The sequence below is a fragment of the Rhodanobacter sp. UC4437_H4 genome (assembly GCF_052978425.1).
The window spans coordinates 1,253,527-1,276,732 of the sequence record NZ_CM129673.1 but is presented as its reverse complement, the minus strand read 5'-3'; the positions used below and the strand labels follow the sequence as shown (position 1 = coordinate 1,276,732).

Genomic DNA, 23,206 nt, shown 5'->3' with positions numbered 1-23,206 from the left:
CGTCCAAGCGGACGGCTGCGCCGCCGCTTAACTCAGGCGTTAGGCCATATTCGGACACATTCATGCAGCCAGAGGCCCATCTCGACCGACATTACATCGGCATTCGGAAGCGGTCCGAGACAGAACAGGTATGCCACTATGAGTTCATCTGCACGGAATACAGGCGGATCGGCACCAAGCGTCTTGAACAGCTCGGGCACGTTACCGGCACCTTTCAGATAGACAAGCAAACGGGGGCTACAGAGCTGGTGCGTCCTATGCCCGGCGATGAGAGTCTTAGCGCCTTCAACCGTGCGAGCTACATGATCCACAAGCGCTGGCTGGCCGGCGAGCTTCCAAACTCAGCGCAATACTGTGCGGGCTGATGTGGCCTAACATTTCGTTCAAGGCGGACGGCTTCGCCGCCGCTTAACTCCAGCGTTAGAGCCCATGAAGAATATCGCACGCCTTGCCCTTGCCGCCCTTATATTGACTAGCCTGCTGGCCTGCTCAGATGCTTACAATTCGTTCTTTGGATGCAAGCCCGATCTCATTAGTACGGTTCCATCTCCTGACGGAAAGTACAAAGCAATCACTCGAGTATGCGGCTGCAGTGCGGATGTGGGACGTCATCTGAGTACCGCAATTGTCCACTCGAACACACAAGGTAGCTGTCACGACCTTAAAGACGAGTCTCTTGCGATCTCTTGGAATAATACTGACAAGTCAAGCGCATCTGTACTCTGGCAGGACAATCGAACGCTAGAGGTAAAGTATTCTGCTGGCACCACCAACATCAACAACGAGCCACTAACATTACCTAGGCGCCGAATCTCATCATCCTTGGCGCCGAGAATAGTTGGGCCGACGAACAGTCTCTAACACCTCGTTCAAGGCGGACGGCTACGCCGCCGCTTAACTCCAGCGTTGAGGCTGTAGAAAAACCCCTTTCCACGGACGGATAGACGGCCAACACGATGACCGTGGCATCTCGTCACTCAACGGCGTGGTTTCCCGGGGTCTCGCGTTGCGGGTTGCCCGGCTTGATTTGACGCCATGGGCACGCGTTTCAGGCGGCCGTGGGCACGCCTTGTACCGCTCAGGCTGCCTTGCGGTAGTTCGCCCACTTCTCGATGTTGTGGACCAGCGCAAACAACTTCCATTGGCCGTCCACCTTCGCCTGGCCGCGCAGGGTGAAGCGGTTGAGCCGCTTGTTGGCGCGCACGTTGCCGAAGACGGGTTCGACGGTGGCGAAGCGTCGCCCGTACTGTTCGCGTCCCCACGCGCTGTCGATGCGCTCGCGCATGCGCTGGCTGTGGGTGGGTTCGGCCTTGCGGGTGAGCACGGCAACTTGCCGCGAGCGCGTGGTCTGGGGTTTGCGCAAGCACTTCGTGCGCAGCGGGCAGCCTTGGCAGGCAGCCTCCGGTGCGCGGAACTTGATCGCGGCGTAGCCGCCGATGGTGCAGTCCTTGCCGTTGCGATGCAGGCGCTTTCCGGCCGGACAGGTCGCATGGGACTGGTCCGGCGCGATGATGAAATCCGCGCTGCCGAAGAGACGTGGCTTGGTCGGTTGGCGGGTCTTGTCGTGCAGCGGATCGGGCTTGGCCAGGTGCTTATCCTGCTCGGCGAAACGTTCGTCGCGCCGGCGCATGGCGTTGTCGGCGATCAGGGCGTCGATGCCCCTCTCGGCCAGCGCTTCCAGGTTGGCTTCGCTGTGATAGCCGGCATCGGCGGTGATCAGCGTGGCTGTCGTGCGCTGGCCGGCGCAGGCGTCGAGGACGGGTAGCAACAGCTCCTGTTCCGCGCCGGTGCCGTGGGCGGATGCCTCGACGATCACCTGATGCTTGTCATCGACCACGGCGACGCCGCAGTAGCCCTGGATCACGCCCTTGTCCGTGGCCAGCTTGGCCGATTCGTTGTCGGTGCGGTTGGACTTGCGAACCTTGCCGCGCGAACCGGGCCGGTCTTCCGGATGATCGGCCAGCCACTGGCGGATCTTGGTTGCCTCGCGGGTCAGTCGCTCGAGGCGAGCAGCGGCCTTGGCATCTCGTACGTCTTCGGCTGCGCCGGCGTCGTTGGCCTGGTGGCGTTCCAGCATGGTGGTCGCCGCACGCTCCATCTTCTGCGCCTGCGCGAGGAACTCGGCGCGGGTGCCGGAGCGATGTTTGGAGGCGTTCGAGGGCAACTTGACGCCATCGATGGCGAACACGACCCACAGGGATGTGGGAAGTGGTTGTTGGCGTCTGGAACGCCAACAGGCCCTCGCGACCGATCAGGCCCTCGCCATCGAGCAGGGTCAGCACTTGGGCAAATATCGTGGCTATGGCTTCGCGCGAACGACTGACGAAGTCCGCGAGGGTGGTGAAGTGCGGCTTGGCATCGCCGGTCAGGGCAATGAACAACACGTTGTCGCGGCACGCCCGCTCGATCGAACGCGAACTCACCATGCCTTGCGAGTACGCCAGCAGCACGGCCTTGAGCAGCATCGCCGGTGCATGGGCCGGCGCGCCGGCCTCATCATTGCGGTAGCGCGCATCGAATGCCGTCAGATCCAGCTGATCGACCAGATGGTGCACGGCATGGGCAAACGATCCCGGCACCAGCTGCGCTTGCAGGTCCACCGGCAACAGCCGCGGACTCATGTCGATGTGTCGGTAGCGTGCCATGCCGGTTCCACTTGTTCGCGTGGGGCTATTGAAGCAAGATCGGCAGAGGTTTTTCTACAGCCTCGTTAGGCCTCACATGAAGTTTCAGATTCCCCCGATGGCCCCGTGGAAAGATGTGCTAGTCCATCTGGCGATCTGGGCGACCCTGTTGTCAGTACCGTCAATCTTTTATTCCTTCTTTCCAAAGCCTGAGTTCGGCACTGCGCTACGTAGCCGGTATCCTCATGAAATTGCGCTCGTCATGGGCGGCAGAGATTCTTTCAGCGGCAACACAACATATGCTCGGCGAACTTATTTGCTTCTTCCGTCTGCCCTACAAGTCCCAAAACTCGTACAAATTACGCAAGAGAACTCCGCCCCTCCAAAAGTGGTCGTGCAAGGAAATTTATTCTTGGTATTGCTACTAATTTTCATCGGGCTCAGCTGCTACTATTTCCGCAAGCGGTGGCGCGCTCAGCGAAGTGATGCCTAACCACTCGTTCGAGGCGGACGGCTTCGCCGCCGCTTAATTCAAGCGTTGAGGTTGTAGAAAAAGTCGGTTTGCCAAGTTGATCGCGGCGGCGCCGAAAATCGCCCTCACAGGAGGCGCTAGAATCGACGCGCAGCACCTTGGGAGGGGTCGAAGTACCCCCGGAAATCGGCAAATTTCTTGACCAAGGACTTTTTCTACAACCTCGTTATGTTTAGGGGCAGCTGTGTGTAACGCATGGAATCATTCGTCATCTTGCACTTGCGGCTGGGGAGGCTTTGGCCACCTTGGCCGGCCAGGGCGCAACATGCATGCGGACCATGCAAAATGGCCCGCTGGCATACCGCCGATCAACGGATCCATCGGTTCCATCACGATACCAAATGCTCAGTGCCCGGTGTGCGGTGACCTCGTCTTCTACTACTGCAATGAGTACGGAAGCTCAGTCTTTTTTGACGAGCTTGGCCCGCCTTGGCCCAAGCATCCGTGTACTGATCGCGCAGCCAGCGTTCAACCCATATCGTCCTCAGCACGCGCAGCGACCTCATACTCACGCATGCCACGCTGGTCTGTGGATGGCTGGCACCTAGCTGCTGTCGGCCACGTTACTTCGATCGACAAGCATGTCTATGAAATCGGCATTCATGACAAAATTTCTGGCGCAGATAACGTTCTGTACGCAACATCCCGTCAAGCTATAGGCAACGTAGACATCATCGGCAGTTTCACCAATCGAGCACTGGTTTTCATACGTCAAGTTCGCCACGGAGTATTTGCGCTCTCCACGCTCGAGCGCTCGCTCAAGCCTACGCAGTTCGAGGGATTCAACTCCCGTATAGCGTTACACGAACAGATGCGTTTACTGGGTAGCTTTTCACAAGGAAAGCCTCACCGTAAGAAGTCCAAAACCAGTAATCTTTATGAGGGTGCCCGCTCGCCGGCAAAGGAAAATACAGCCATGAGCGAAGCCTTCGCAAAAGCAGAGCAACATAACAATTCGTTCAAGCGGACGGGATAGTTCCTACGCTTTAGTGGACACCCTGAACTACCACTTCAGGAGTTCCACAAGATGCCCAAACCAGGTCCACGAACCACCTACCGCTATACCCAGGAATTCAAGGCAACCGCTGTCCGTTTGAGCCTGTTGCCGGGCGTCGCGGTGTACCGCCGAACGGGGTCAGGTTCACTTACCCACTCAATCCGGACGGGATTAAGCAAGCCTGACCACGCTTTTACCGCGCGCCATTGCGCCGGAAGCACGCCATCGAGCAGCGCCAGTAGCCAGGCGGTTGCCGCATTGAGGGGCGAGTCGCGGGGCGTCCTGCCGAAAGGCCATGGCATCCTCGGCGAGGCGAAGCGGGGAGTTCGAGTACAGGCGCAGCGATCAGGAGGCGATCCCGCTCGCGGACTTGGCTGCGCTACCATCCGCGCACATGGATATCCGGCCCGACGATCTCACCGCGCCTGCCGTCATCGACCTGCTGCGCGAGCACCTGCAGGGCGTGGCGCTGCACTCGCCGCCGGAGAGCATCCATGCGCTCGACGTCGACGCATTGCGCCGTCCGGAAATCAGCTTCTGGAGGGCGTGGCAGGATGGCGAACTGCTGGGTTGCGGTGCGCTGAAGCGGCTCGATGCACAGCAGGCGGAGGTCAAGTCGATGCGTACTGACGCACGCCATCTGCGCAAGGGCGTCGCCGCGGCGCTGCTGCGGCACATCGTCGACGAGGCGCGGCGGCGCGGTTGTCGTCAGATCTTCCTGGAAACCGGCTCGGCCGCGGCGTTCGCGCCCGCCCACCGCCTGTACGCCAGCTTCGGTTTCGTTCGCTGCGAGCCATTTGCGGATTACGTCCCTGATCCGTACAGCGTGTTCATGAGTCGCGAGCTTTAGTGGCCATGCAGCCGCCGGTATCGGCCATCCTCGACAACATCTTCTGGCATGCGCTGAGCGGGCCGCAGGCGGGTTTTGCCCAGGGTGCGGGCGGCGCGCGGCGGTTCGCGCCGGGGTTTTCGCCGATCCTCGGCTTTGCCGATCCGGCCGAGCCGGCATTCGACGCATTGCGGCCGTTCTGCACGGCGGGCGAGTCGTTCTACACCGATGGCTGGTCGGGACCGGCTCCGGCCGGTTGGAGCGTGGAGCTGGAATCGACCATGTTCAAGATGCACTGGGCAGGCGAGCTCCCCGAGCAGGATGACGCGCCGGAAGCCTTGCCGCTGGGCCCGCAGCATGCGGAGCAGGCGATGGAACTGGCCGCGCTGACCAAGCCCGGTCCGTTCGGGCCGCGCACGCTGGAGCTGGGCGATTACTTCGGCCTGTTCGATGGCGCGCGATTGATCGCCATGGCCGGCGAGCGCGCCTTCGCCGGCGGCTGGCGCGAGGTCAGCGGCATCTGCACCCATCCCGATGCGCAGGGACGCGGATTGGCGCGCCGGCTCACCGCCCGGCTGGTCCAGCGCCAGCTGCTGCGTGGGGAAATGCCGTTCCTGCACGTGATGCGTGCCAACGAGGGAGCTCGTGCGCTGTATCGGCTCATGGGCTTCGTCGACCATCGCGAATCGGTGGTGCGGGTGGTCCGGCGGGCTTGACGCTCAGTGCGGCGTGCTGCGCCGCTTGGGTCAGGTTCACTTACTACCTCAATCCGAACGGGATAAGTAAACCTGGCCTCGTTTTTAACCCCCTTTTTTTATGCACTTTCAATTGGAAACACGCCGGTGTATGAATTTAAGTCCAAAATCGTATTGATTATCGGCGGGACGAGTGGAATCGGACTCGCCACGGCAAAAGCATTTGAATCTGAAGGCGCCGTGATAATTCTGGCTGGCCGGAATCCCGAGAGAGGCTTGCTGGCCAAAGAAGAACTGGCAAACATGGGCGCGGAGGCAACCTTCATTCAATGCGATGTGGGCGATCCGTCGTCGGTGGATAAACTTCTGACCGTAGTGGCCGAACGATTCGGAAAGGTGGATTGCGCCGTCAATAGCGCGGGCTATGATTTCAAACCGACTAGAATGCATGAGGTGCGGAGTCAGGCTGCGTCCGACCAGTTGGCGACTGACTTCACTGGCGTATTCAGTTGTATGCGAGCTGAAATAGCGGCAATGCTGTCGCGGGGCGGTGGGACAATCGTCAACGTAGCCTCAACCACGGGGCTGAGTGGAGTACCGACGGCCGCCTTGTACAGTGCTGCCAAGCATGCAGTCATCGGCCTTACGCGCTCCGCCGCGAAGGAGTACATCACCGACGGAATTCGCATCAATGCCGTGTGTCCGGGCGTAACTGACACACCTCGGCGCGAACGAAGGACGGCACATCTCAGTGAAAGCGATGTCCTGAAAATCAAGGAAGATCTGGTTCGCGAGATTCCTATTGGCAGAGCAGCCAGCGCAGGTGAAATCGCTCAGGCCATACTTTGGCTGAGCAGTAATTTATCGTCCTATGTGGTCGGCCACAGCCTGGTCATCGATGGAGGGCTTACCGCGTAACATGCGGGCCTTCTGATCAGCGATCCAAGCCAAATAATTGCTTCGTTTTCGCGGCTCGGATTAATTCAATCAGGCCGCTTTCCGTCCGGTTCTTTGCGCTTGACGCCAGCCCCCAGCGCCGCGATCAACAACACGGTAAGCACGATCTCCGCCACCGCCAGCCAGCGCTCGCCTGCCGAACTCCATGCCTCGGTCACGCCGTGGCAGAAATAGAACAGGCTGAGGATGCCGACCCACAGCAGCGCGCGGCGCGCGTTGCGGAGCGCCAGCAGCGGCAGCAGCAAGGGAATCACGGTGATCGCCAGCACCAGCCAGGCGGACAGGGTTTGCGATGGCACCAGCCAGGCATGCCAGACGAGCTGCAGCACGACGAGCAAGGCCCAGGCGGCCAGGCCGACGCGATAGACGGGCAGGATGGGCGCGTGCGTGGCGGCGGTCATGGCGTATCCGCCAGGCGGCTGGCCACGTCGGCCAAGCGGCGGCCCAGCGCGCGGGCCAGCTCGCGCTCGTGTTCGCTGATCGGGTTGTCGCCCTTGGCGCCGGCGACGTGGCTGGCACCGTAGGGGGTGCCGCCGCTCTGCGTGCTCGTCAGCGCCGGCTCGGTGTACGGCACGCCGACGATCAGCATGCCGTGATGCAGCAGCGGCAGCGCCATCGAGAGCAGGGTGGATTCCTGGCCGCCGTGCATGGTGCTGGTGGAGGTGAACAGCGCCGCCGGCTTGCCGGCCAGCGCGCCGCTGGCCCATTCGGCGCCGGTGGTGTCGAGGAAATATTTCAGCGGCGCGGCCATGTTGCCGAAGCGGGTGGGGCTGCCCATGGCGAGTGCGACGCAGTCGAGCAGATCCTGCTTGGTCACGTATGGCGCGCCGTCCTCCGGTTCCGGCGGCTGCGCGATGTCGGTCACCGGCGCCACCGGCGGCACCTGGCGCAGGCGCGCGCGCATGCCGGGTACCTCCTCGATACCACGCGCGATCAGGCGCGCCAGTTGGGCGGTGTGTCCGCTGCGGCTGTAATACAACACCAGGATTTCTCGGGCCATGCGGCGATTCCACGCGTTGAGGCGTTCACGGGCAATGGGCTAGTGTACCGGCCGATACCCCGAACACCGGAAGCGGCAGGCTGCCGCGACAACCCGAGGATAGCGATGGCCCGCCGCTTCGATCCCGATCGCATGCGCTATTTCCGCCGCTTCGTGTGGCAGCGCTTCATCGACGACAAGTGCTTCGAGACGGCCGGCGCGCTGTCCTACACCACGCTGGTGTCGCTGGTGCCGCTGACGGTGGCGGTGCTGGCGATGTTCGCGGTGTTCCCGGTGTTCGCGGGCGCGCGCGACACGCTGCTCAATTTCGTCTTCAACAATTTCGTGCCGACGGCCGGCGAAAAGGTGCAGGCGGCGCTGCAGAGTTTCGCCGACAACGCCAAGGGGCTCACCGGCGTCAGCATCCTGGTGATGCTGTTCAGCGCGCTGTCGATGATGATCAGCATCGAGGACCGGCTCAACCGGATCTGGCGCGTGCACCAGGCGCGCCGCTGGAGTTCGCGCCTGCTGCTGTACTGGGCCGCGCTGACGCTGGGGCCGATCCTGGTCGGCGGCGGCATCGCCACCACGTCGTACGTCACCGCGATGCCGTTCCTCAGCGTGGCGGCCGGCCAGATCCACTCGATCGGCGCCAGCCTGCTGGCGACGCTGCCGTTCCTGGTGACCTTCTGCACGTTGTGGCTGATGTACGCGGTGATCCCCAACACGCGGGTGTCGCGTCGCGACGCGGCGATCGGCGCGCTGCTGGGCGCGGTGCTGTTCGAGATCGCGCGCTGGGGCTTCGGCCAGTTCGTGGGGCACGCGCAGACCTATCAGCAGATCTACGGCGTGCTGGCGACGATCCCGATCTTCCTGCTGTGGATCTACCTGTCATGGGTGATCGTGATCCTGGCCGCCTCGGTGGCGGCGTCGATCTCCGCCTACGAGTACGTGCCGCCCTCCGCAACCCTGCCGGCAGGGGCCGAGTTCCTGGGCCTGCTGGTGGTGCTGGGGGTGTTCGTCGACGCGCAGCGCAAGGGTGCGTGCGTGGACGTGGCCGAGGTGCGCCTGGGCGCGCCGAGCCTCAGCGCGGGTGCGGTCGCCGGCTATTTCGACGACCTGCAGGACGCCGATCTGATCCAGCGCGGGGAGGCGGGCGGCTGGCTGCTCTGTCGCAGCCTGGACAGCACCGACCTGCTGCGGCTGTATCGTTGCACTCATCATCGCCTGCCGCTGCAACCGCGCGAGGAAGCCACGGCGATGAACGTGGTGCTGCCGGCGGAGCTGCTGCTGCTGCTCGACGAGGTGGCCGCCGCGTTGCATTCGAAGCTGGGCACCCGGCTCGACCAGATCTATCCCCCGGCCGCCGACCCGGCCGCCGACACCGAGGAACTCCCCGCATGATGTTGCTGAGCCGTTTCGCCGCCGTCGCCCTGGCGCTGGCTTTCGTCACTCCGTTGCAGGCCGCGATGCCGGAGCAGCCAACGCTCAAGGTCAGCACGCTCGATGGCAAGAGCTTCGACCTGGCCGCGCAGCGCGGGCACTGGGTCATCGTCAACTACTGGGCGACCTGGTGCGTGCCGTGCATCAAGGAAATGCCGGACATCTCGCACTTCGTCGCCGCGCACCAGAACGTGCGCGCGATCGGGCTGGCCTACGAAGACAGCGACACGGCCGACATCAAGGCGTTCCTGGCCAGGCACCCGGTGGTCTATCCGATCGCCCACGTCACCGTGGACAAGCCGCTGAAGGATTTCGACGCGCCGCGCGGCCTGCCGATGACCTACCTGATCGACCCGCAGGGCAAGGTGGCGCAGCGGAAGCTGGGGCCGGTCACCGAGGCCCTGCTCAAGCAGTGGATCGGGGCGGACTGATGCCGACGGCGCGGTTTCTCGTGGACGGTCGCGTGCAGGGCGTGTTCTTTCGCGCCAGCACCCGCGAGCAGGCGCTGGCGCTGGGCATTGCCGGTCACGCGAGGAACCTGGATGACGGTCGCGTCGAAGTGCTGGCCAGCGGCAATGCCGAAGCGCTCGACGCGCTGGGGCGGTGGTTGTGGCAAGGTCCGCCAGCCGCCGCCGTGACCGCGGTCAGGCGCGAGGACCTTTCCGACCGGCAGTTGCAGGGTTTCCACACCGCCTGAGGTCGCCCGAACCCTGCGGCATGACTGTTTCTGCGGTAGGTGGACTTCAGCGCGTAGGGCGGGCACTGCCCGCTGGCGGCTTCGAGGCGCGACGGTGGCGGGCCGTGCCCGCCCTACGAGGCGCCGCCGAGAGCCTGGAGCTGGTCGGCCTGGTGCTCACGGGTGAGCGTGTCGATCAGTTCGCCCAGGTCGCCCTGCATGATCTCGGGCAGGCGGTAGAGGGTGAGGTTGATGCGGTGGTCGGTGATGCGGCCCTGCGGGTAGTTGTAGGTGCGGATGCGCTGGCTGCGGTCGCCGGAGCCCACCTGCAGGCGCCGTTCCTGCGCCTGCGCGGCGGCCTGCTTGCCTTGCGCCTCGTCGAGCAGGCGCGCCTTCAGCAGGCTCATCGCGCGCGCGCGGTTCTTGTGCTGACTGCGTTCGTCCTGACACTCCACCACGGTGCCGGAGGGCAGGTGGGTGATGCGGATTGCCGAGTCGGTCTTGTTGACGTGCTGGCCGCCGGCGCCGGAGGCACGGAAGGTGTCCACTTTCAGGTCGGCCGGGTTGATCTCGATCTCGTCGATCTCGTCCAGCTCCGGCAGGATCGCGACGGTCGCGGCCGAGGTATGGATGCGGCCCTGCGATTCGGTTTCCGGCACGCGCTGCACGCGGTGCGTGCCCGATTCGAACTTCAGTTGCGAGTACGCGCCCTTGCCCTCGATGCGCGCCACGATCTCCTTGTAGCCGCCGTGCTCGCCGGCGTGCTCGCTGAGCACCTCGACGTGCCAGCGGCGGCTCTCGGCGTAGCGCACGTACATGCGGAACAGGTCGCCGGCGAAAATCGCCGCCTCGTCGCCACCGGTGCCGGCGCGCACTTCCAGATAGAGATTGGCCTCGTCGCGCGGGTCCTTCGGCAGCAGCAGCAGCTGCAGTTCGCCGTCGAGATCCTGCAGGCGACGCTCCAGGCGGGCGACGTCGTCGACGGCCATCTCTCGCAATTCGGGATCGTCCAGCATCGCGCGCGATTCGGCCAGATCGCGCTCGGCGCGCTCGTGCTCGCGCAGCGAACCGGCGATCGGTTCCAGCTGGGCGTACTCCTGCGACAGCTCGCGAAAGCGGCTGTTGTCGGCCAGCACCTCGGGCTGCGACAGCAGCAGGCCGATTTCCTGGTGGCGCTCGGCGAGTGCTTCGAGCTTGCGGCGGATCGAGGGGGTCATGGGGAGGGGCGAGAAGTGAGTGGAGAGGAGTGAGAAAAGAGAGGACCGGAGCGATGCTTTCTCTCACTTCTCACTTCTCATCACTCGCTTCTGAATCAAGCCCGTACAGCCGCCCCGCGGCGTGCAGCAGGTCGAGATCGCCGCTCAGGGCGGCTTCGCGCAAGCGCGCGCTGGGATGGTGCAGCAGCTTGTTGGTCAGCGTGTTGGCGAGAAAGGCCAGTGCCTCGTCCGGCGACTTGCCGTGGGCGAGCATCGCGCGGGCCTTGCCCAGCACCTCGTCGCGGTAGACCTCGGCGTGCTGGCGCATGTCCAGGGCGGGGTTCTTCGTGGTCAACGCGCGGCGCCAGGCCATGTAGCGGTCGACTTGCAGGTCGATGATCGCATCCGCCTCGCGGGCGGCCGTTTCGCGCGAGCGGCGGTTGTCGTCGATCACCTGGCGCAGGTCGTCGATGCCGTAGAGATAGACGTCCGGCAGTTCGGCGACGGATTCCTCGATGTCGCGCGGCACCGCGATGTCCACCATGAACATCGGCTTGCGCCGGCGGCTCGCCATTGCCTGCCCGACCATCGCGCGGGTGACGATCGGCTGCCGCGCCGCAGTGGAGGAGATCACGATGTCCGCCTCGGCCAGGTGTTGCGGCAGGTCGGCCAGTGCCACCGCGTAGCCGCCGTAGCGGCCGGCCAGATCCTGCGCGGTTTCCAGCGTGCGGTTGGCCACGATCAGGCGGCGGGCGTGGCGTTCGGTCAGGTGGCGCGCGGCCAGCTCGATGGTGTCGCCGGCGCCGATCAGCAGTATGCAGGCCTGTTCCAGGTCGGTGAATACCTGCTCGGCCAGGCGCACCGCGGTGAATGCCACCGACACCGTGTGCGCGCCGATGCGGGTGTCGGTGCGCACCCGCTTGGCCACCGCGAAGGTGTGCTGCAGCAGGCGATCCATGGGCGCCTTCAGCGCATGCGCCAGGCGCGCCTGCTGGTAGGCGTCCTTCACCTGACCCAGGATCTGCGGCTCGCCCAGCACCATCGAATCCAGCCCGGTGGCGACGCGGAACACGTGGCGTACCGCATCGCGTTCCTCATGCCGATAAAGGAACTCATCGAGTTTGCCGGGGGTCAGATGATGATGACGGTTCAACCACACCTGCGGGATGTCCTCGGCACCTTCGGCCACGCCCACGTACAGCTCGGTGCGGTTGCAGGTGGACAGGATCATCGCCTCCTCGATGCCCGGCTCGCTGGCCAGCTCGCGCAGCGCTGCGCTGGCGGCGTCCTCATCGAACGCCACCTGCTCGCGCAGGCTGACCGGCGCGGTGAGGTGATTGAGCCCGAGGGCGATCAGTGGCATGGGATGGCGGATATCTCGGCGGCAGGAGTTTGGCGGCGTAGGCTAAGCTTGGCGCGAGCGCCGATCATCGCGGATACGGCTGCAGCAGGTCGGTTGACGGAGAACAGTGTGCGGAGCGGGTCGAACAAGTTCAAGCAACTGCGGCATTTTACGGCACTGGCCGCAATGGCGCTCGCGCTGGGCGCCTGCACCACGGCGCCGCTGCGTCCGCAGGCCGCGCCGACGCCGCAGCCGCTGGCGCACTTGGTGGTGGCCACGCCGGATGCCGACCACGACTTGCTGGCCCAGTTGCTGGCCGGCGAAATGGCGTTGGGGAACACCGATCTGCCCGCCGCGTCGGCTCATTACGACAAGGCGATGGCCCTCAGCACCGATCCCGCCGTTGCCGAGCGGGCAGCGGAGCTGGCCATCGCCGTGCATCACGGCGAGGCGGCCGGCCGCGCGTTGGACCGCTGGCAGGCCTTGGGCGCCAAGCCCGCATCCATTGCCCGCGCGCGCGCCGAGCTGGCACTCGACCAGGGCAATGCGACCGAGGCGGAACAGCAGCTGGAACGCCTGGTCACCAGCGGCGACAAGGATGCCTGGCGCCAGTTCGGCCGCGTGCTGCTGGGCGCGCGCGACCAGGCGCAGGCGGCGCGCCTGCTGGAGGCGCTGGCCGTGCCGGCGCGATTGCCGGCCGACCCCAAGGCCTGGCTGGCGATGAGCGAACTGGGCGACAAGCTCGGCCGCCATGCCTATGCGCAGCAGATCGCCACGGCGGCGGTGCAGCGCTTCCACAACGCCGAGACCTACGCCTGGGCCGCGCAAATGAAAGCCAAGGACGGCGACCGTGCCGGCGCGCAGGAACTGTTGCGCAAGGCGCTGGCACAGGCACCGTCCGATACGCGCCTGCGCCTGGCCTACGCCGGCCTGCTCAGCGCGTCGGGTGACGACGCGGCCGCCAGCCGGCTGCTCGCGCACGGCACGCAGGACGCCGACACCTACGCCATGCGCGCGGGGCTGGCCGCCCGCCACCAGGACGCGAAGGCCCTGGCCACGCTGTACCGCCAGTTGCAGCAGGCCCCGCCCGACGTGCGCGTGCAGAGCAGCTACCTGCTCGGTCAGCTGGCCGAGATGCAGCATCGCGAGGCCGAGGCGCTGGACTGGTACGAGCAGGTCGGCGACGACGATCCGCATGCGTTCGACGCCGCGATACGCAGTGCGCTGATCCTGCACACGCAGGGCAAGCGCGAACAGGCGCATCAGTTGCTCGCCCAGCTGGAAATCGACTACCTCGAACAGCCCGAGCAACTGAGTCAGGCCTTGCAGGCCGATGCCGAACTGTACCTGCGCGAGCAGGACTACGCACAGGCGGAAACCGCGTTCGGCCGCGCCCTGCAGGTGATGCCCGACGATCCCGGCCTGCTCTACGGTCGCGGCCTGGCCTATGCCCAAGCCGGCCAGATCGACCTGGCGGTGAAGGATTTCCAGCACCTGCTGAAGATCAAGCCCGGCGACATCGACGCCAGCAACGCGCTGGGCTATACCCTGGCCGACGCCAATCGCGACCTGGCCGAGGCGAAGAAGCTGCTGCAGGTCGCGCGCGCGGCCAAGCCCGACGATCCGGCCATCGCCGATTCGTGGGGTTGGCTGCAATATCGCCTCGGCCATCTGGCGCAGGCCGAGCAAACCCTGCGCGGCGCCTGGCTGGCGCGCAAGGACGCCGATGTCGGCGTGCATCTGGGCGAAGTGCTGTGGAAGCAGGGCCGTCGCCACGATGCGCAGCAGGTGTTCGACGAGGTGCGCAAGCTCGACCCGCACAGCCTCGCCCTGCGCGATGCCCTGAAGCGCCTGCTGCCGGTCGGAGCGCATCCTTGAGCCGGATCACCGCGTACGGCGCGGCATTGCTGCTGCCGTTGCTGTTGGCCGCCTGCGCGCCGGCGGTACGCATGCCCGGCGACGCCGGCCTGCTTGCCGCCCAGCGCGCGCGCGAACACGCGCTGTCCGACGCCGGGCACTGGTCGCTGCAAGGCCGGCTGGGCGTGTCGGATGGCCACGAAGGCGGCAGCGGCAGCTTCAGCTGGAGCCAGGACGGCGCGCGTTACGAGTTCGTGCTGCGCGCGCCGGTGACCGGCAAGAGTTTCCGGCTCAGCGGCGATGCGCACGATGCCTTGCTCGAAGGGCTGGACGGCGGGCCGCTGCGCGGCAACGACGCCGAGGCGCTGATGCGCAAGGCACTGGGCTGGGAAGTGCCGCTGCGCGAGTTGCGCGCGTGGGTGCTGGGCCTGCGTGCCGCTGGCGGCCCGGCGGAAATCCGCTTCGGCGAAAACCGGCTGCCGTCGCTGCTGCGGCAGGACGGCTGGTCGGTGGAATACCGCAGCTGGGACGAAACCCGCGATCCGCCGTTGCCGACCAAGGTCTACGCCGCGCGACCGCCGTACAAGGTGCGGCTGTCGATCGAATCCTGGCAGTTTCGGTAAGCGCCATCGGTTGGGTTAGGCTTTGCGCCCTGCCGACGGTGCGCCGCTGCCATCCATGAACGTCCACATCGACCGTGCCCAGCCGGGCCATGTCGCCGCCCTGTGTGCGATCGAACGCAAGGCCGTGCAGCTGTTTCGCGGCCATCCGGCGTGGCCGGCGTACGCGGCGGTGTCGATGCCGGTCGAACTGCTGCGGCAGGCTGTCGAGCGCGGCCTGGTCTGGGTGGCGCCGGATGAAGCGGGCGATCCGCTCGGCTTCATCTGGCTGGACGAGGAGCCGGGCGACGGTGCGATCGGCGTCGCCGAGATCGACGTGCTGCCCGGGCATGGTCGCCGCGGCATCGGCGCGGCCCTGCTCGAACACGCCTGCAACTGGGCGCGCGAGGCGGGCTATCGGCGGGTGGATCTGGGCACCCTTGCCGACGTGCCGTGGAACGCGCCGTTCTACGCACGGCATGGTTTCGCGGTGGTCGACAAGAACGCTCCGGCGTTCGCCAACGCCCGCCAACGCGATCGCGAGCACGGTTTTCCCGACGACCTGCGCGTCTTCATGAGCCGCCCGCTGGCCACGCCGGCGCGCGGTGAATGGACCGCATGGCCCGCGCCGGCCAAGCTGAACCTGTTCCTGCGCATCACCGGTCGCCGTGCCGACGGCTACCACGAACTGCAGACCGTGTTCCGCCTGCTGGACTGGGGTGACGAAGTGCGCCTGCGGGTGCGCGACGATGGCGAAGTGAAGCGCCTGCACGGCGCGCGGGGGGTGGCCGAGTCGGACGACCTGGTCGTGCGCGCGGCCTGCTTGCTGCAGCAGCATGCCGGTTGTGCGCTGGGCGCGGATCTCGCCGTCGACAAGCGCATCCCGATGGGCGGCGGCCTCGGCGGCGGCAGTTCCGACGCGGCCACCGTGCTGGTGGCGCTCAATCACCTGTGGCGGCTGGATCTGGACGAGGACAGCCTGGCCGCGCTGGGCGGCCAGCTCGGTGCCGACGTGCCGGTATTCGTGCGCGGGCGTTCGGCCTGGGCCGAGGGTGTCGGCGAGCGGCTCAGTCCGATCCATCTGCCGCGAAGGCATTACGTGGTGCTCGACCCGCGCGAGCAGGTGCCTACTGCAGCGCTCTTTCAAGCGCCTGAATTGACACGAAATGCGCCGCGGGCGACAATTTCGTCCTTTGTTTCCGGCGCAACGGTCGAGAACGCCTTCGAGCCGGTCGTGCGGGCGCGTTACCCGCGGGTCGCGGCGGCGCTGGCGTGGCTGGGCGGTTTCGGCACGGCGAGGCTTTCGGGTACCGGCGGCTGCGTGTTCCTGGAGCTGCGCTCGCTCGCGCGTGCCCACGCCATCGCAGAACGTTGTCCGGCGACATTCAGGGTACACGTGGCGAGCGGGATGGATGTCTCGCCGCTGCATCAGGCGCTGGCGCGGCAACGCGCAAGTTGACGGATTTCAGGCAAAGGCACGACCGAATACACCAAGACACTGGGGCGTCGCCAAGCTGGTTAAGGCACGGGATTTTGATTCCCGCATTCGCAGGTTCGAATCCTGCCGCCCCAGCCACTTCATTGTTGGCTGAGTTTTCGAGGTAGCACCGTGGACACGTCCACCCCGATGATGCTGTTCACCGGCAATGCGCATCGCGCATTGGCCGAGGATGTCGCCCACCGCCTGGGCGTGCCGCTGGGCAAGGCCCTGGTCGGCACCTTCAGCGACGGCGAGGTGCAGATCGAGATCGAGGAGAACGTGCGCCGGCAGGAAGTGTTCGTGATCCAGCCGACCGGTGCGCCCAGCGCGGTGAACCTGTTCGAGCTGCTGGCGCTCACCGACGCGCTCAAGCGCGCCTCGGCGGCCAGCGTCACGGCGGTGATCCCGTACTTCGGCTACGCCCGGCAGGATCGCCGGCCGCGCTCGGCGCGGGTGCCGATCACCGCCAAGCTGGCCGCCCGCATGATCGGCGCCGCGGGCGTGGACCGGGTGCTGACGGTGGACCTGCATGCCGACCAGATCCAGGGCTTCTTCGACATCCCGGTCGACAACGTGTACGCCTCACCGGTGCTGCTGGCCGACATCTGGCGCAAGTACAGCATGGAAGACCTGATCGTGGTCAGCCCGGACGTGGGCGGCGTGGTGCGTGCCCGGGCGATCGCCAAGCGGCTGGACGATGCCGACCTGGCGATCATCGACAAGCGCCGTCCGCGCGCCAACGTCTCCACCGTGATGAACATCATCGGCGACGTCGAAGGCAAGACCTGCGTCATGGTCGACGACATCGTCGATACCGCCGGCACCTTGTGCGCGGCCGCTGCAGCTCTCAAGGAGCGTGGCGCCCGCAAGGTGGTCGCCTACTGCGTGCATCCGGTGCTGTCCGGCGCGGCGATCAGCAACATCGAAGGCTCCCAGCTCGACCGGCTGGTGGTCACCAACACCTTGCCGCTGCGCCCCGAAGTCCAGGCCTGCAGCAAGATCCGCCAGCTCTCCGTCGCCGAACTGCTGGCTGAAACCATTCGCCGCATCGCCTTCGGCGAGTCGGTGAGTTCGCTGTATGTGGATTGAATCCGGGAATAGGGAGTAGGGAATAGGGAATCGAAGAGCCGCACCCACGCTTTTCCTATTCCCTATTCTCCATTCCCTATTCCCCTCCAAGGGCTCTCCTGGTCGCGGGAGAGTCACCCATCCGTCGCAAGGCGGAAAACGCAACCCAAGGTAATAAAACAATGACCCAGACTCATGAAATCAAGGCGCAGAGCCGCAAGGACGAGGGGAAAGGTGCGAGCCGCCGCCTGCGTCGCGCGAGCTTCGTGCCGGCCGTCGTCTACGGTGGCAGCCAGCCGCCGGAAAGCATCCAGATCGAGCACAACACCATCCTGCTCGCCGCCAAGAACGAATGGTTCTTCTCCTCGATCCTCGACCTGAACGTCGATGGCAGGGTGCAGAAGGTGCTGGTGCGCGACTGGCAGAAGCATCCGTTCAAGCAGCTGATGATGCACATGGATTTCCAGCGCATCGACGAGAACGCGAGGCTGCGCGCCAACGTGCCGCTGCATTTCCTGAACAAGGAACTGTCGCCGGCCGGCAAGATGTCCGGCGTGGTGATCTCGCACAACCTGACCGAAGTGGAAGTCAGCTGCCTGCCGAAGGATCTGCCGGCGTTCATCGAGCTGGATCTGGGCGCGCTGCAGGCCGGCGACATCATCCACCTGTCGCAGCTGAAGCTGCCGGCGAACGTGGAACTGCCGGCTTTGCAGCTGGGTGAAGCCCACGACGTCGCCGTGGTGACCGTGAACGCGGTCAAGGAAAGCGCCGCGGATGTCGCGGAAGACGCTGCCGAAGCCGAGGCCGAAGCGACCAAGGCCGCGGCTGCCAAGCCGGGTGCGAAGTCCGACGCCAAGCCGGCTGCCGACAAGAAGTAAGTTGTGCGGCCCCGCGCCCGACCGGCGCGGGGCCATGCATGGCTGGCTGCGCAATGGCTGGATTGAAACTCATCGTCGGGCTGGGCAATCCCGGCGCCGAATACCTCAGAACCCGGCACAATGCCGGGTTCTGGCTGGTGGACGCCCTTGCCGGCGGCCAGGGCGAACGGTTCGCCTTCGACGGCAAGCTGCATGGCGAGAGCTGCCGCGTGCGCCTTGGCGGCGAACCGGTCTGGCTGCTCAAGCCCGCCACCTTCATGAACAAGAGCGGCATCGCCGTGGTTTCGGCGCTGCGCTATTACAAGATCGAACCCGAACACTGTCTGGTCGCGCATGACGACCTGGACCTGCCGCCCGGTACCGTGCGCCTGAAGTTCGACGGCGGCCACGGTGGGCAGAACGGCCTGCGCGACATCATGGGCCACCTCGGCCACGGCAAGTTCCATCGCTTGCGCGTGGGCATCGGCCACCCCGGCCACAAGGATCAGGTCACGCCGTGGGTGCTGGGCCGGCCTTCCGCCACGGACGAAACCGCCATCCTGGACGGCGTCGCGCGCGCCCTGGACGTGCTGCCGCTGGCGGTGGATGGGCAGTTCGACAAGGCGATGCAGCAGTTGCACACGACGAGGGAATAGGGAATGGGGAATAGGGAGTCGCAAGAGCATCCCGACCCCCGCTTTTCCTATTCCCCATTCCCTATTCCCTATTCCCGGAATCAAATCCATGGGCATCAAATGCGGCATCGTCGGACTGCCCAACGTCGGCAAGTCCACCCTGTTCAACGCGCTGACCAAGGCCGGCATCGCGGCGGCCAATTTTCCGTTCTGCACGATCGAGCCGAACGTGGGCGTGGTGCCGGTGCCGGACCCGCGGCTGAATGCGCTGGCGGCGATCGTCAACCCGCAGAAGGTGGTGCCGACCGCGGTGGAGTTCGTCGACATCGCCGGCCTGGTCGCCGGCGCGTCGAAGGGCGAGGGCCTGGGCAACAAGTTCCTGGCCCACATCCGCGAGGTCGACGCGATCGCCCACGTGGTGCGCTGCTTCGAGGGCGACGTGATCCACGTCGCCGGCAAGGTCGATCCGATCGCCGACATCGAGACCATCGACACCGAGCTGGCGCTGGCCGACCTGGAGTCGGTGGACAAGGCGCTGAACCGCGCCGAGCGCGCGGCCAAGGCGAACGACAAGGATGCGTTGGCGAAGAAGCCGGTGCTGCAGAAGCTGGCTGCCGGGCTCAACGAAGGCAAGTCCGCGCGCAGCCTCGGCCTGGACGAGGAAGAGAAGGCGCTGGTGCGCGACCTGTTCCTGCTCACCCTGAAGCCGCTGATGTACATCGCCAACGTCGCCGACGACGGCTTCGAGAACAACCCGTTGCTGGACGCCGTGCGCGAGCGCGCCGTCGCCGAGGGTGCCGAGGTGGTGCCGGTGTGTGCGGCCATCGAGGAGGAACTGGCGCAACTCGACGAAGCCGACCGCGACGAGTTCCTGAAGGACATGGGCCTGGACGAGCCGGGCCTGAACCGGGTGATCCGCGCCGGCTACAAGCTGCTCGACCTGCAGACCTATTTCACCGCCGGCGTGAAGGAAGTGCGCGCGTGGCAGGTGAAGCGCGGCGCCACCGGGCCACAGGCTGCCGGCGTGATCCACAGCGATTTCGAGAAAGGCTTCATCCGCGCCGAAACCGTCTCCTACGACGACTTCATCCAGTACAAGGGCGAAGCCGGCGCCGCCGCCGCCGGGCGTCTGCGCAAGGAAGGCAAGGACTACATCGTCAAGGACGGCGACGTGCTGCACTTCCTGTTCAACGTCTGACCGGCGCGTAGGGCGGGCACTGCCCGCCGCTCCCGATGGGTGCGTTGAAGCGCCGGCGGGCAGTGCCCGCCCTACCTCGCCGCAAAGAGTCGCCTACAGCGCGCTGCCGCCGAACTTGTAGGTGAACTGCACGAAGTAGCTGCGGCCGGCAGCGTCGAACCATGAGATGTCGTAGTACGGATACGACGTATAGGTGGGGTCGCGCGGGGGCATCTTGTCGAACAGGTTGTCCACTGCCAGCGACAGCTGGGCATGGTCGTTGAACTTGTACTGCAGCGTGGCGTTGTAGCGATAGGTGGCGTGGACCCACGCGGGATCGCCGGCCGAGGTGTCGACGACCTGATCGTACGACCACGAGTTTGGCAGGCGGCCCAGGCGGGTGCCGAACAAGGTGGCCGACCAGGCCTTGCGCTCCCACGAGATGCTGGCGCTGGTCTTTTCACGCGGGATGTCGAAGCCGCTGTTGACCGCCAGTTCATCCCGGGTCGGGTCACCGGGGTATTGCTGGAACAGGTGGTTGCGGGTCCAGGTGTAGTTGCCGGCGAAACGGAAGGTGCCGATCGCGGTTTCCAGCTTGTAGTGCGCGCTGGCGTCGATGCCGCTGGTGCGCTCGTTGGCGACGTTGATCGGGTTGACAAAGATGCCGTACAAGCGACCCGTACCAGCGGTGCGGGTGACGCGCGCCACCGCGTCGATGCAACTGGGCGAGTTCGGGTCGACCGGATTGCCGTTGACGTCCTTGCCGATGCGGCAATCGGCTTCCAGTTGCAGGATGCGGTCGGTGCTGAGGTCCTGCACCTGGTTCTGCATGCGGATGTTGAAATAGTCCACCGACAGATCCAGGTTCGGCGTCGGCGACCACACGAAGCCGCCGGTCCAGGAGGTGCTGGTCTCGGAGTTCAGGTCGCGGTTGCCCTGGCGCGTGCGGATCAGACCTTCGTCGGAATACGAGCAGTCGGTGATGTCCTCGTCCGGCTCCTCGGTGCGGCAGCGGTAGTAGTCGTTGCCGGAGGTCTCGTCGTTGCCGATGCCGGCGTAGACGTAGTGCAGGTCCGGCGCACGGAACGCGGTGCCGTAGGAGCCGCGCAGCAGCAGGCTGTCGAGCGGGCGCCATTCCAGCCCGGTGCTGTAGGTCAGCTTGCCGGTCTTGTGGCCGGAGAAGCGGTACTGGTCGTAGCGGCCGGCCAGGCTGAGGTTGAGCGATTCCAGCAGCGGCAGGCGCAGCTCGCCGGCGGTAGCCCAGCGGTTGCGGCTGCCGTGGCCGTCGGAATCCTTCCAGCTGTAGTAGTAGTACTGGGTGGCCAGCGGGTCGGGGTTGAGGTCGTAGGCCTGGTTGCCGAACTCGACCACGCCGGCGAAACCCGCCGGCCCGGCGGGCAGGTTGAACAAGGCGGTGTTGGTCAGGGTGAACGCCAGCGTGTCGCTGCGCGATTCGGGGTGGTAGTTGGTGCGCGCGGTGATCGCGTCGTACTCGGCGCGGGTCAGCGGCGTGTACAGGCGGACGGGATCGGCGTCGAAGATCGGCAGGCCGCTGTCCGGGTCCACGCCCAGTTGCGGGCCGAGGTAGAGATCGTTGGCCTTCGCGGCGACGGTTTGCGGCCAGCTGATCAGCGCCTTGTACTGCGAGTGGCTGAGCGAGGCCTCGTAATCCCAGGCCTGGCCGAACGTGCCCTTGAAGCCGGTGGTGAGGCTGAAGGTCTTCTGCGTGTTCTCGATCATGCCGCGGCCGAGGCCGCCCATTTCCTCGGGCGTGAACTGGCGATACCAGTTCTCGATGCCGCCGCTGTGCGCGTTGTAGAAGTAGCCGTCCTCGTTGCCGTCGGGCGCCTGGTAGTTCCATTGCTCGACGTCGCGGAACAGCTCGACCTTGCTCCAGCCCAGTTGCATGTCGCCGAACCAGCTCAGGTTGTCGTTGATCTTGAAGTTGGCCGAGGTGTAGGTGTTGATGCCGCGGCGCTGGCTGAGGATGGTGCCGTAGCCGATCGACTCGGCGCTGCCACAGAAATTGCCGTAGCGCGGCCGGTTCGCATACACCGTGGTGCCGCCGTTGAGGTACGACAGCGCGTCGCAGGTGGCCTGGCCGGGGTCGATGTAGTCGTCGTTCCAGTCGCCGTTGAGGAAGGTGCGGCGCGGCACCTGCGAGCGCGCGGTGGGCGCGTCGGCGGTGGAGTCCTGGATCTTGCGGTCGTAGGCCCACAGCGGCTTCTGGTCGATCAGCTCGGCGCCGAACACCAGGTTGAAGTCACCCTGCGAGAAGCCGGTGGAGAAGTTCAGCTTGGTCGACGCGCCGCCGCCGCGGGTGGTGTCGCCGTAGCGCAGGTCGATGGTGGTGCCGTCGGCGTGGTCCTTCAGGATGAAGTTCACCACGCCGGAGATGGCGTCCGAACCGTACACCGCCGAGGCGCTGCCGGTGAGCACCTCGATGCGGTCGATCATGCCGATCGGAATGTTGGAGATGTCGGTGAAGTTGCTGCGGCCCTTGAACGGCAGCGGAAAATCGGCGATGCGCCGGCCGTTGACCAGTACCAGGGTGTGGTTGGGGCCGAGCCCGCGCAAGTCGACTTCCTCGGCGCCCGGCGAAAAGTCGGCGCCGCTGGAGGATTGCTGGCTCTGCGTCTCGCCGCTGTTCTGGGTGATCGCGCGCATCACGTCGGGCACGCTGGCGAAGCCGGCGGCCTTGATCTCCTGCGCGGTGACCACGGTGACTGGCGCCGGGCCCTCGACCTGCACCCGCGGAATGCGCGAGCCGGTGACCTGCACTTCGTCCAGCCGTGTGGCCTGTTCCGGGTCCGGTTCGGCGGAGCCGCTGCCGGCAGGCGCGGGTGCGGTTGGCGGCGCGGTTCGGCGGGCCGCCTTGACGATCACTACCGCGCCGGACTCGTCGTGCTGCGTGGTGAAGCCGCTGCCGGCCAGCAACCGCCGCAGCGCCTCGTCCGTCGACAGCGTGCCGCGCACGCCGGCGGTGCGCAGTCCGCGCAGCTGGTCGGCCTGGTAGATGAACTGCGCGCCGGACTGGCGGGCCAGCGTATCCAGCGCGGTGACCAGGTCACCGGCCGGGATGTCGACCGGCCGCGTCGCCGGGGCCTGTGCGGCGGCGAGGGCCGGTGCCGAGGAAGCAAGGATCAACAGCGCGCCGCGTAGCGAACGAGTCATGTGCAGTTCTCCCCAGGCAGGCGCGCACGATGCGCACCGCGTAGATGCCATGACGAGCGGGCGCGGAAAATCCCCCCCAGGCACCGCTC

At 65.8% G+C, this 23,206-nt stretch carries 20 protein-coding genes, 1 tRNA gene and 1 pseudogene; 16 read left to right on the top strand and 6 right to left on the bottom strand.

Features of this window, described 5'->3' with window-relative positions:
- Positions 1-62: 62 nt before the first annotated feature.
- The gene (locus tag ACVCL3_RS06070) at positions 63-365 is read left to right on the top strand and encodes a hypothetical protein (RefSeq protein WP_447097645.1); all 303 of its coding nucleotides are present in this window, start codon (positions 63-65) and stop codon (positions 363-365) included.
- Positions 366-1,078: 713 nt separating this feature from the next.
- Here the strand turns inward: ACVCL3_RS06070 and ACVCL3_RS06065 are convergent.
- Positions 1,079-2,645: pseudogene (locus ACVCL3_RS06065) on the bottom strand (IS1182 family transposase).
- Between the two features lie 1,025 nt (positions 2,646-3,670).
- Here ACVCL3_RS06065 and ACVCL3_RS06060 point away from each other — a divergent pair.
- From ACVCL3_RS06060 to ACVCL3_RS06045, 4 genes are all read left to right on the top strand, one after another.
- Positions 3,671-4,132 carry a hypothetical protein gene (locus ACVCL3_RS06060; RefSeq protein ID WP_447100706.1) on the top strand — a complete coding sequence of 154 codons (462 nt, stop codon included), beginning with the start codon at positions 3,671-3,673 and terminating at the stop codon, positions 4,130-4,132.
- Positions 4,133-4,448: 316 nt separating this feature from the next.
- On the top strand, positions 4,449-5,003 hold the full coding sequence (locus ACVCL3_RS06055) for a GNAT family N-acetyltransferase (protein WP_447107247.1): 555 nt from the start codon (positions 4,449-4,451) through the stop codon (positions 5,001-5,003).
- 5 nt (positions 5,004-5,008) lie between these two features.
- Positions 5,009-5,698, top strand: coding sequence for a GNAT family N-acetyltransferase (locus tag ACVCL3_RS06050; protein WP_447100704.1), 690 nt, complete (start codon positions 5,009-5,011; stop codon positions 5,696-5,698).
- A gap of 126 nt (positions 5,699-5,824) precedes the next feature.
- A complete protein-coding gene (locus tag ACVCL3_RS06045) occupies positions 5,825-6,595 on the top strand; it encodes an SDR family NAD(P)-dependent oxidoreductase (RefSeq protein WP_447100703.1) in 771 nt (256 codons plus the stop codon).
- Positions 6,596-6,660: 65 nt separating this feature from the next.
- Here ACVCL3_RS06045 and ACVCL3_RS06040 read toward each other — a convergent pair whose 3' ends face one another.
- Together ACVCL3_RS06040 and wrbA are read right to left on the bottom strand one after the other, a co-directional pair.
- Entirely contained in the window at positions 6,661-7,035 is a 375-nt protein-coding gene (locus ACVCL3_RS06040) for a DUF2069 domain-containing protein (RefSeq protein ID WP_447100702.1), read from the bottom strand.
- A complete protein-coding gene (gene wrbA / locus ACVCL3_RS06035; RefSeq protein WP_447099345.1) occupies positions 7,032-7,634 on the bottom strand; it encodes an NAD(P)H:quinone oxidoreductase in 603 nt (200 codons plus the stop codon). Before wrbA ends, ACVCL3_RS06040 begins: the two co-directional genes overlap by 4 nt.
- Before the next feature lie 105 nt (positions 7,635-7,739).
- Here wrbA and ACVCL3_RS06030 point away from each other — a divergent pair, with 105 nt between their 5' ends.
- Genes ACVCL3_RS06030 through ACVCL3_RS06020 form a run of 3 tightly spaced genes read left to right on the top strand, consistent with a single transcriptional unit; the run spans position 7,740 to position 9,753 of the window.
- On the top strand, positions 7,740-9,017 hold the full coding sequence (locus tag ACVCL3_RS06030; RefSeq protein WP_447100701.1) for a YihY family inner membrane protein: 1,278 nt from the start codon (positions 7,740-7,742) through the stop codon (positions 9,015-9,017).
- Entirely contained in the window at positions 9,014-9,487 is a 474-nt protein-coding gene (locus tag ACVCL3_RS06025; protein WP_447100700.1) for a TlpA family protein disulfide reductase, read from the top strand. Before ACVCL3_RS06030 ends, ACVCL3_RS06025 begins: the two co-directional genes overlap by 4 nt.
- A complete protein-coding gene (locus ACVCL3_RS06020) occupies positions 9,487-9,753 on the top strand; it encodes an acylphosphatase (protein WP_447099344.1) in 267 nt (88 codons plus the stop codon). Before ACVCL3_RS06025 ends, ACVCL3_RS06020 begins: the two co-directional genes overlap by 1 nt.
- A gap of 113 nt (positions 9,754-9,866) precedes the next feature.
- Here the strand turns inward: ACVCL3_RS06020 and prfA are convergent, their stop codons facing one another.
- Positions 9,867-10,949 (bottom strand): peptide chain release factor 1, encoded by a 1,083-nt coding sequence (gene prfA, locus ACVCL3_RS06015; protein WP_447099343.1) that lies wholly within the window; start codon positions 10,947-10,949, stop codon positions 9,867-9,869.
- Positions 10,950-11,019: 70 nt separating this feature from the next.
- Complete coding sequence (gene hemA / locus ACVCL3_RS06010; protein ID WP_395117229.1) at positions 11,020-12,291, bottom strand: glutamyl-tRNA reductase; 1,272 nt, start codon at positions 12,289-12,291, stop codon at positions 11,020-11,022.
- Positions 12,292-12,456: 165 nt separating this feature from the next.
- Here hemA and ACVCL3_RS06005 point away from each other — a divergent pair, with 165 nt between their 5' ends.
- The 8 genes from ACVCL3_RS06005 to ychF all read left to right on the top strand — a co-directional run bounded on the left by ACVCL3_RS06005 (position 12,457) and on the right by ychF (position 19,964).
- Entirely contained in the window at positions 12,457-14,148 is a 1,692-nt protein-coding gene (locus ACVCL3_RS06005; RefSeq protein ID WP_447100699.1) for a tetratricopeptide repeat protein, read from the top strand.
- Positions 14,145-14,750 carry a lipoprotein insertase outer membrane protein LolB gene (gene lolB, locus ACVCL3_RS06000; protein ID WP_447100698.1) on the top strand — a complete coding sequence of 202 codons (606 nt, stop codon included), beginning with the start codon at positions 14,145-14,147 and terminating at the stop codon, positions 14,748-14,750. Before ACVCL3_RS06005 ends, lolB begins: the two co-directional genes overlap by 4 nt.
- A 55-nt stretch (positions 14,751-14,805) precedes the next feature.
- Positions 14,806-16,185: a 4-(cytidine 5'-diphospho)-2-C-methyl-D-erythritol kinase gene (gene ispE / locus ACVCL3_RS05995; protein WP_447100697.1), complete on the top strand. Its 1,380-nt coding sequence runs from the start codon at positions 14,806-14,808 to the stop codon at positions 16,183-16,185.
- A 40-nt stretch (positions 16,186-16,225) separates the two neighbouring features.
- Positions 16,226-16,302: transfer RNA gene (locus tag ACVCL3_RS05990), tRNA-Gln, on the top strand.
- A gap of 51 nt (positions 16,303-16,353) precedes the next feature.
- Positions 16,354-17,295, top strand: coding sequence for a ribose-phosphate diphosphokinase (locus ACVCL3_RS05985; RefSeq protein ID WP_395121353.1), 942 nt, complete (start codon positions 16,354-16,356; stop codon positions 17,293-17,295).
- Between the two features lie 161 nt (positions 17,296-17,456).
- Entirely contained in the window at positions 17,457-18,152 is a 696-nt protein-coding gene (locus tag ACVCL3_RS05980; RefSeq protein WP_395117236.1) for a 50S ribosomal protein L25/general stress protein Ctc, read from the top strand.
- 53 nt (positions 18,153-18,205) lie between these two features.
- On the top strand, positions 18,206-18,787 hold the full coding sequence (pth, locus tag ACVCL3_RS05975; RefSeq protein ID WP_447101572.1) for an aminoacyl-tRNA hydrolase: 582 nt from the start codon (positions 18,206-18,208) through the stop codon (positions 18,785-18,787).
- Positions 18,788-18,875: 88 nt separating this feature from the next.
- A complete protein-coding gene (gene ychF, locus ACVCL3_RS05970; RefSeq protein ID WP_395117239.1) occupies positions 18,876-19,964 on the top strand; it encodes a redox-regulated ATPase YchF in 1,089 nt (362 codons plus the stop codon).
- Positions 19,965-20,057: 93 nt separating this feature from the next.
- Here ychF and ACVCL3_RS05965 read toward each other — a convergent pair whose 3' ends face one another.
- Complete coding sequence (locus ACVCL3_RS05965; protein ID WP_447100696.1) at positions 20,058-23,117, bottom strand: TonB-dependent receptor; 3,060 nt, start codon at positions 23,115-23,117, stop codon at positions 20,058-20,060.
- Positions 23,118-23,206: the final 89 nt, after the last annotated feature.

Bases quoted from the DNA above. Each gene is read 5' to 3' on its own strand.
- ACVCL3_RS05965 (WP_447100696.1), bottom strand. From the start codon at position 23,117: ATGACTCGTTCGCTACGCGGCGCGCTGTTGATCCTTGCTTCCTCGGCA.
- ACVCL3_RS06040 (WP_447100702.1), bottom strand. From the start codon at position 7,035: ATGACCGCCGCCACGCACGCGCCCATCCTGCCCGTCTATCGCGTCGGC.
- prfA (WP_447099343.1), bottom strand. From the start codon at position 10,949: ATGACCCCCTCGATCCGCCGCAAGCTCGAAGCACTCGCCGAGCGCCAC.
- ACVCL3_RS06055 (WP_447107247.1), top strand. From the start codon at position 4,449: ATGGCATCCTCGGCGAGGCGAAGCGGGGAGTTCGAGTACAGGCGCAGC.
- ispE (WP_447100697.1), top strand. From the start codon at position 14,806: ATGAACGTCCACATCGACCGTGCCCAGCCGGGCCATGTCGCCGCCCTG.
- pth (WP_447101572.1), top strand. From the start codon at position 18,206: ATGGCTGGATTGAAACTCATCGTCGGGCTGGGCAATCCCGGCGCCGAA.
- ACVCL3_RS05985 (WP_395121353.1), top strand. From the start codon at position 16,354: ATGATGCTGTTCACCGGCAATGCGCATCGCGCATTGGCCGAGGATGTC.
- ACVCL3_RS05980 (WP_395117236.1), top strand. From the start codon at position 17,457: ATGACCCAGACTCATGAAATCAAGGCGCAGAGCCGCAAGGACGAGGGG.
- ACVCL3_RS06050 (WP_447100704.1), top strand. From the start codon at position 5,009: ATGCAGCCGCCGGTATCGGCCATCCTCGACAACATCTTCTGGCATGCG.
- ACVCL3_RS06070 (WP_447097645.1), top strand. From the start codon at position 63: ATGCAGCCAGAGGCCCATCTCGACCGACATTACATCGGCATTCGGAAG.
- wrbA (WP_447099345.1), bottom strand. From the start codon at position 7,634: ATGGCCCGAGAAATCCTGGTGTTGTATTACAGCCGCAGCGGACACACC.
- ychF (WP_395117239.1), top strand. From the start codon at position 18,876: ATGGGCATCAAATGCGGCATCGTCGGACTGCCCAACGTCGGCAAGTCC.
- ACVCL3_RS06020 (WP_447099344.1), top strand. From the start codon at position 9,487: ATGCCGACGGCGCGGTTTCTCGTGGACGGTCGCGTGCAGGGCGTGTTC.
- ACVCL3_RS06060 (WP_447100706.1), top strand. From the start codon at position 3,671: ATGCCACGCTGGTCTGTGGATGGCTGGCACCTAGCTGCTGTCGGCCAC.
- ACVCL3_RS06025 (WP_447100700.1), top strand. From the start codon at position 9,014: ATGATGTTGCTGAGCCGTTTCGCCGCCGTCGCCCTGGCGCTGGCTTTC.
- ACVCL3_RS06005 (WP_447100699.1), top strand. From the start codon at position 12,457: ATGGCGCTCGCGCTGGGCGCCTGCACCACGGCGCCGCTGCGTCCGCAG.
- ACVCL3_RS06030 (WP_447100701.1), top strand. From the start codon at position 7,740: ATGGCCCGCCGCTTCGATCCCGATCGCATGCGCTATTTCCGCCGCTTC.
- hemA (WP_395117229.1), bottom strand. From the start codon at position 12,291: ATGCCACTGATCGCCCTCGGGCTCAATCACCTCACCGCGCCGGTCAGC.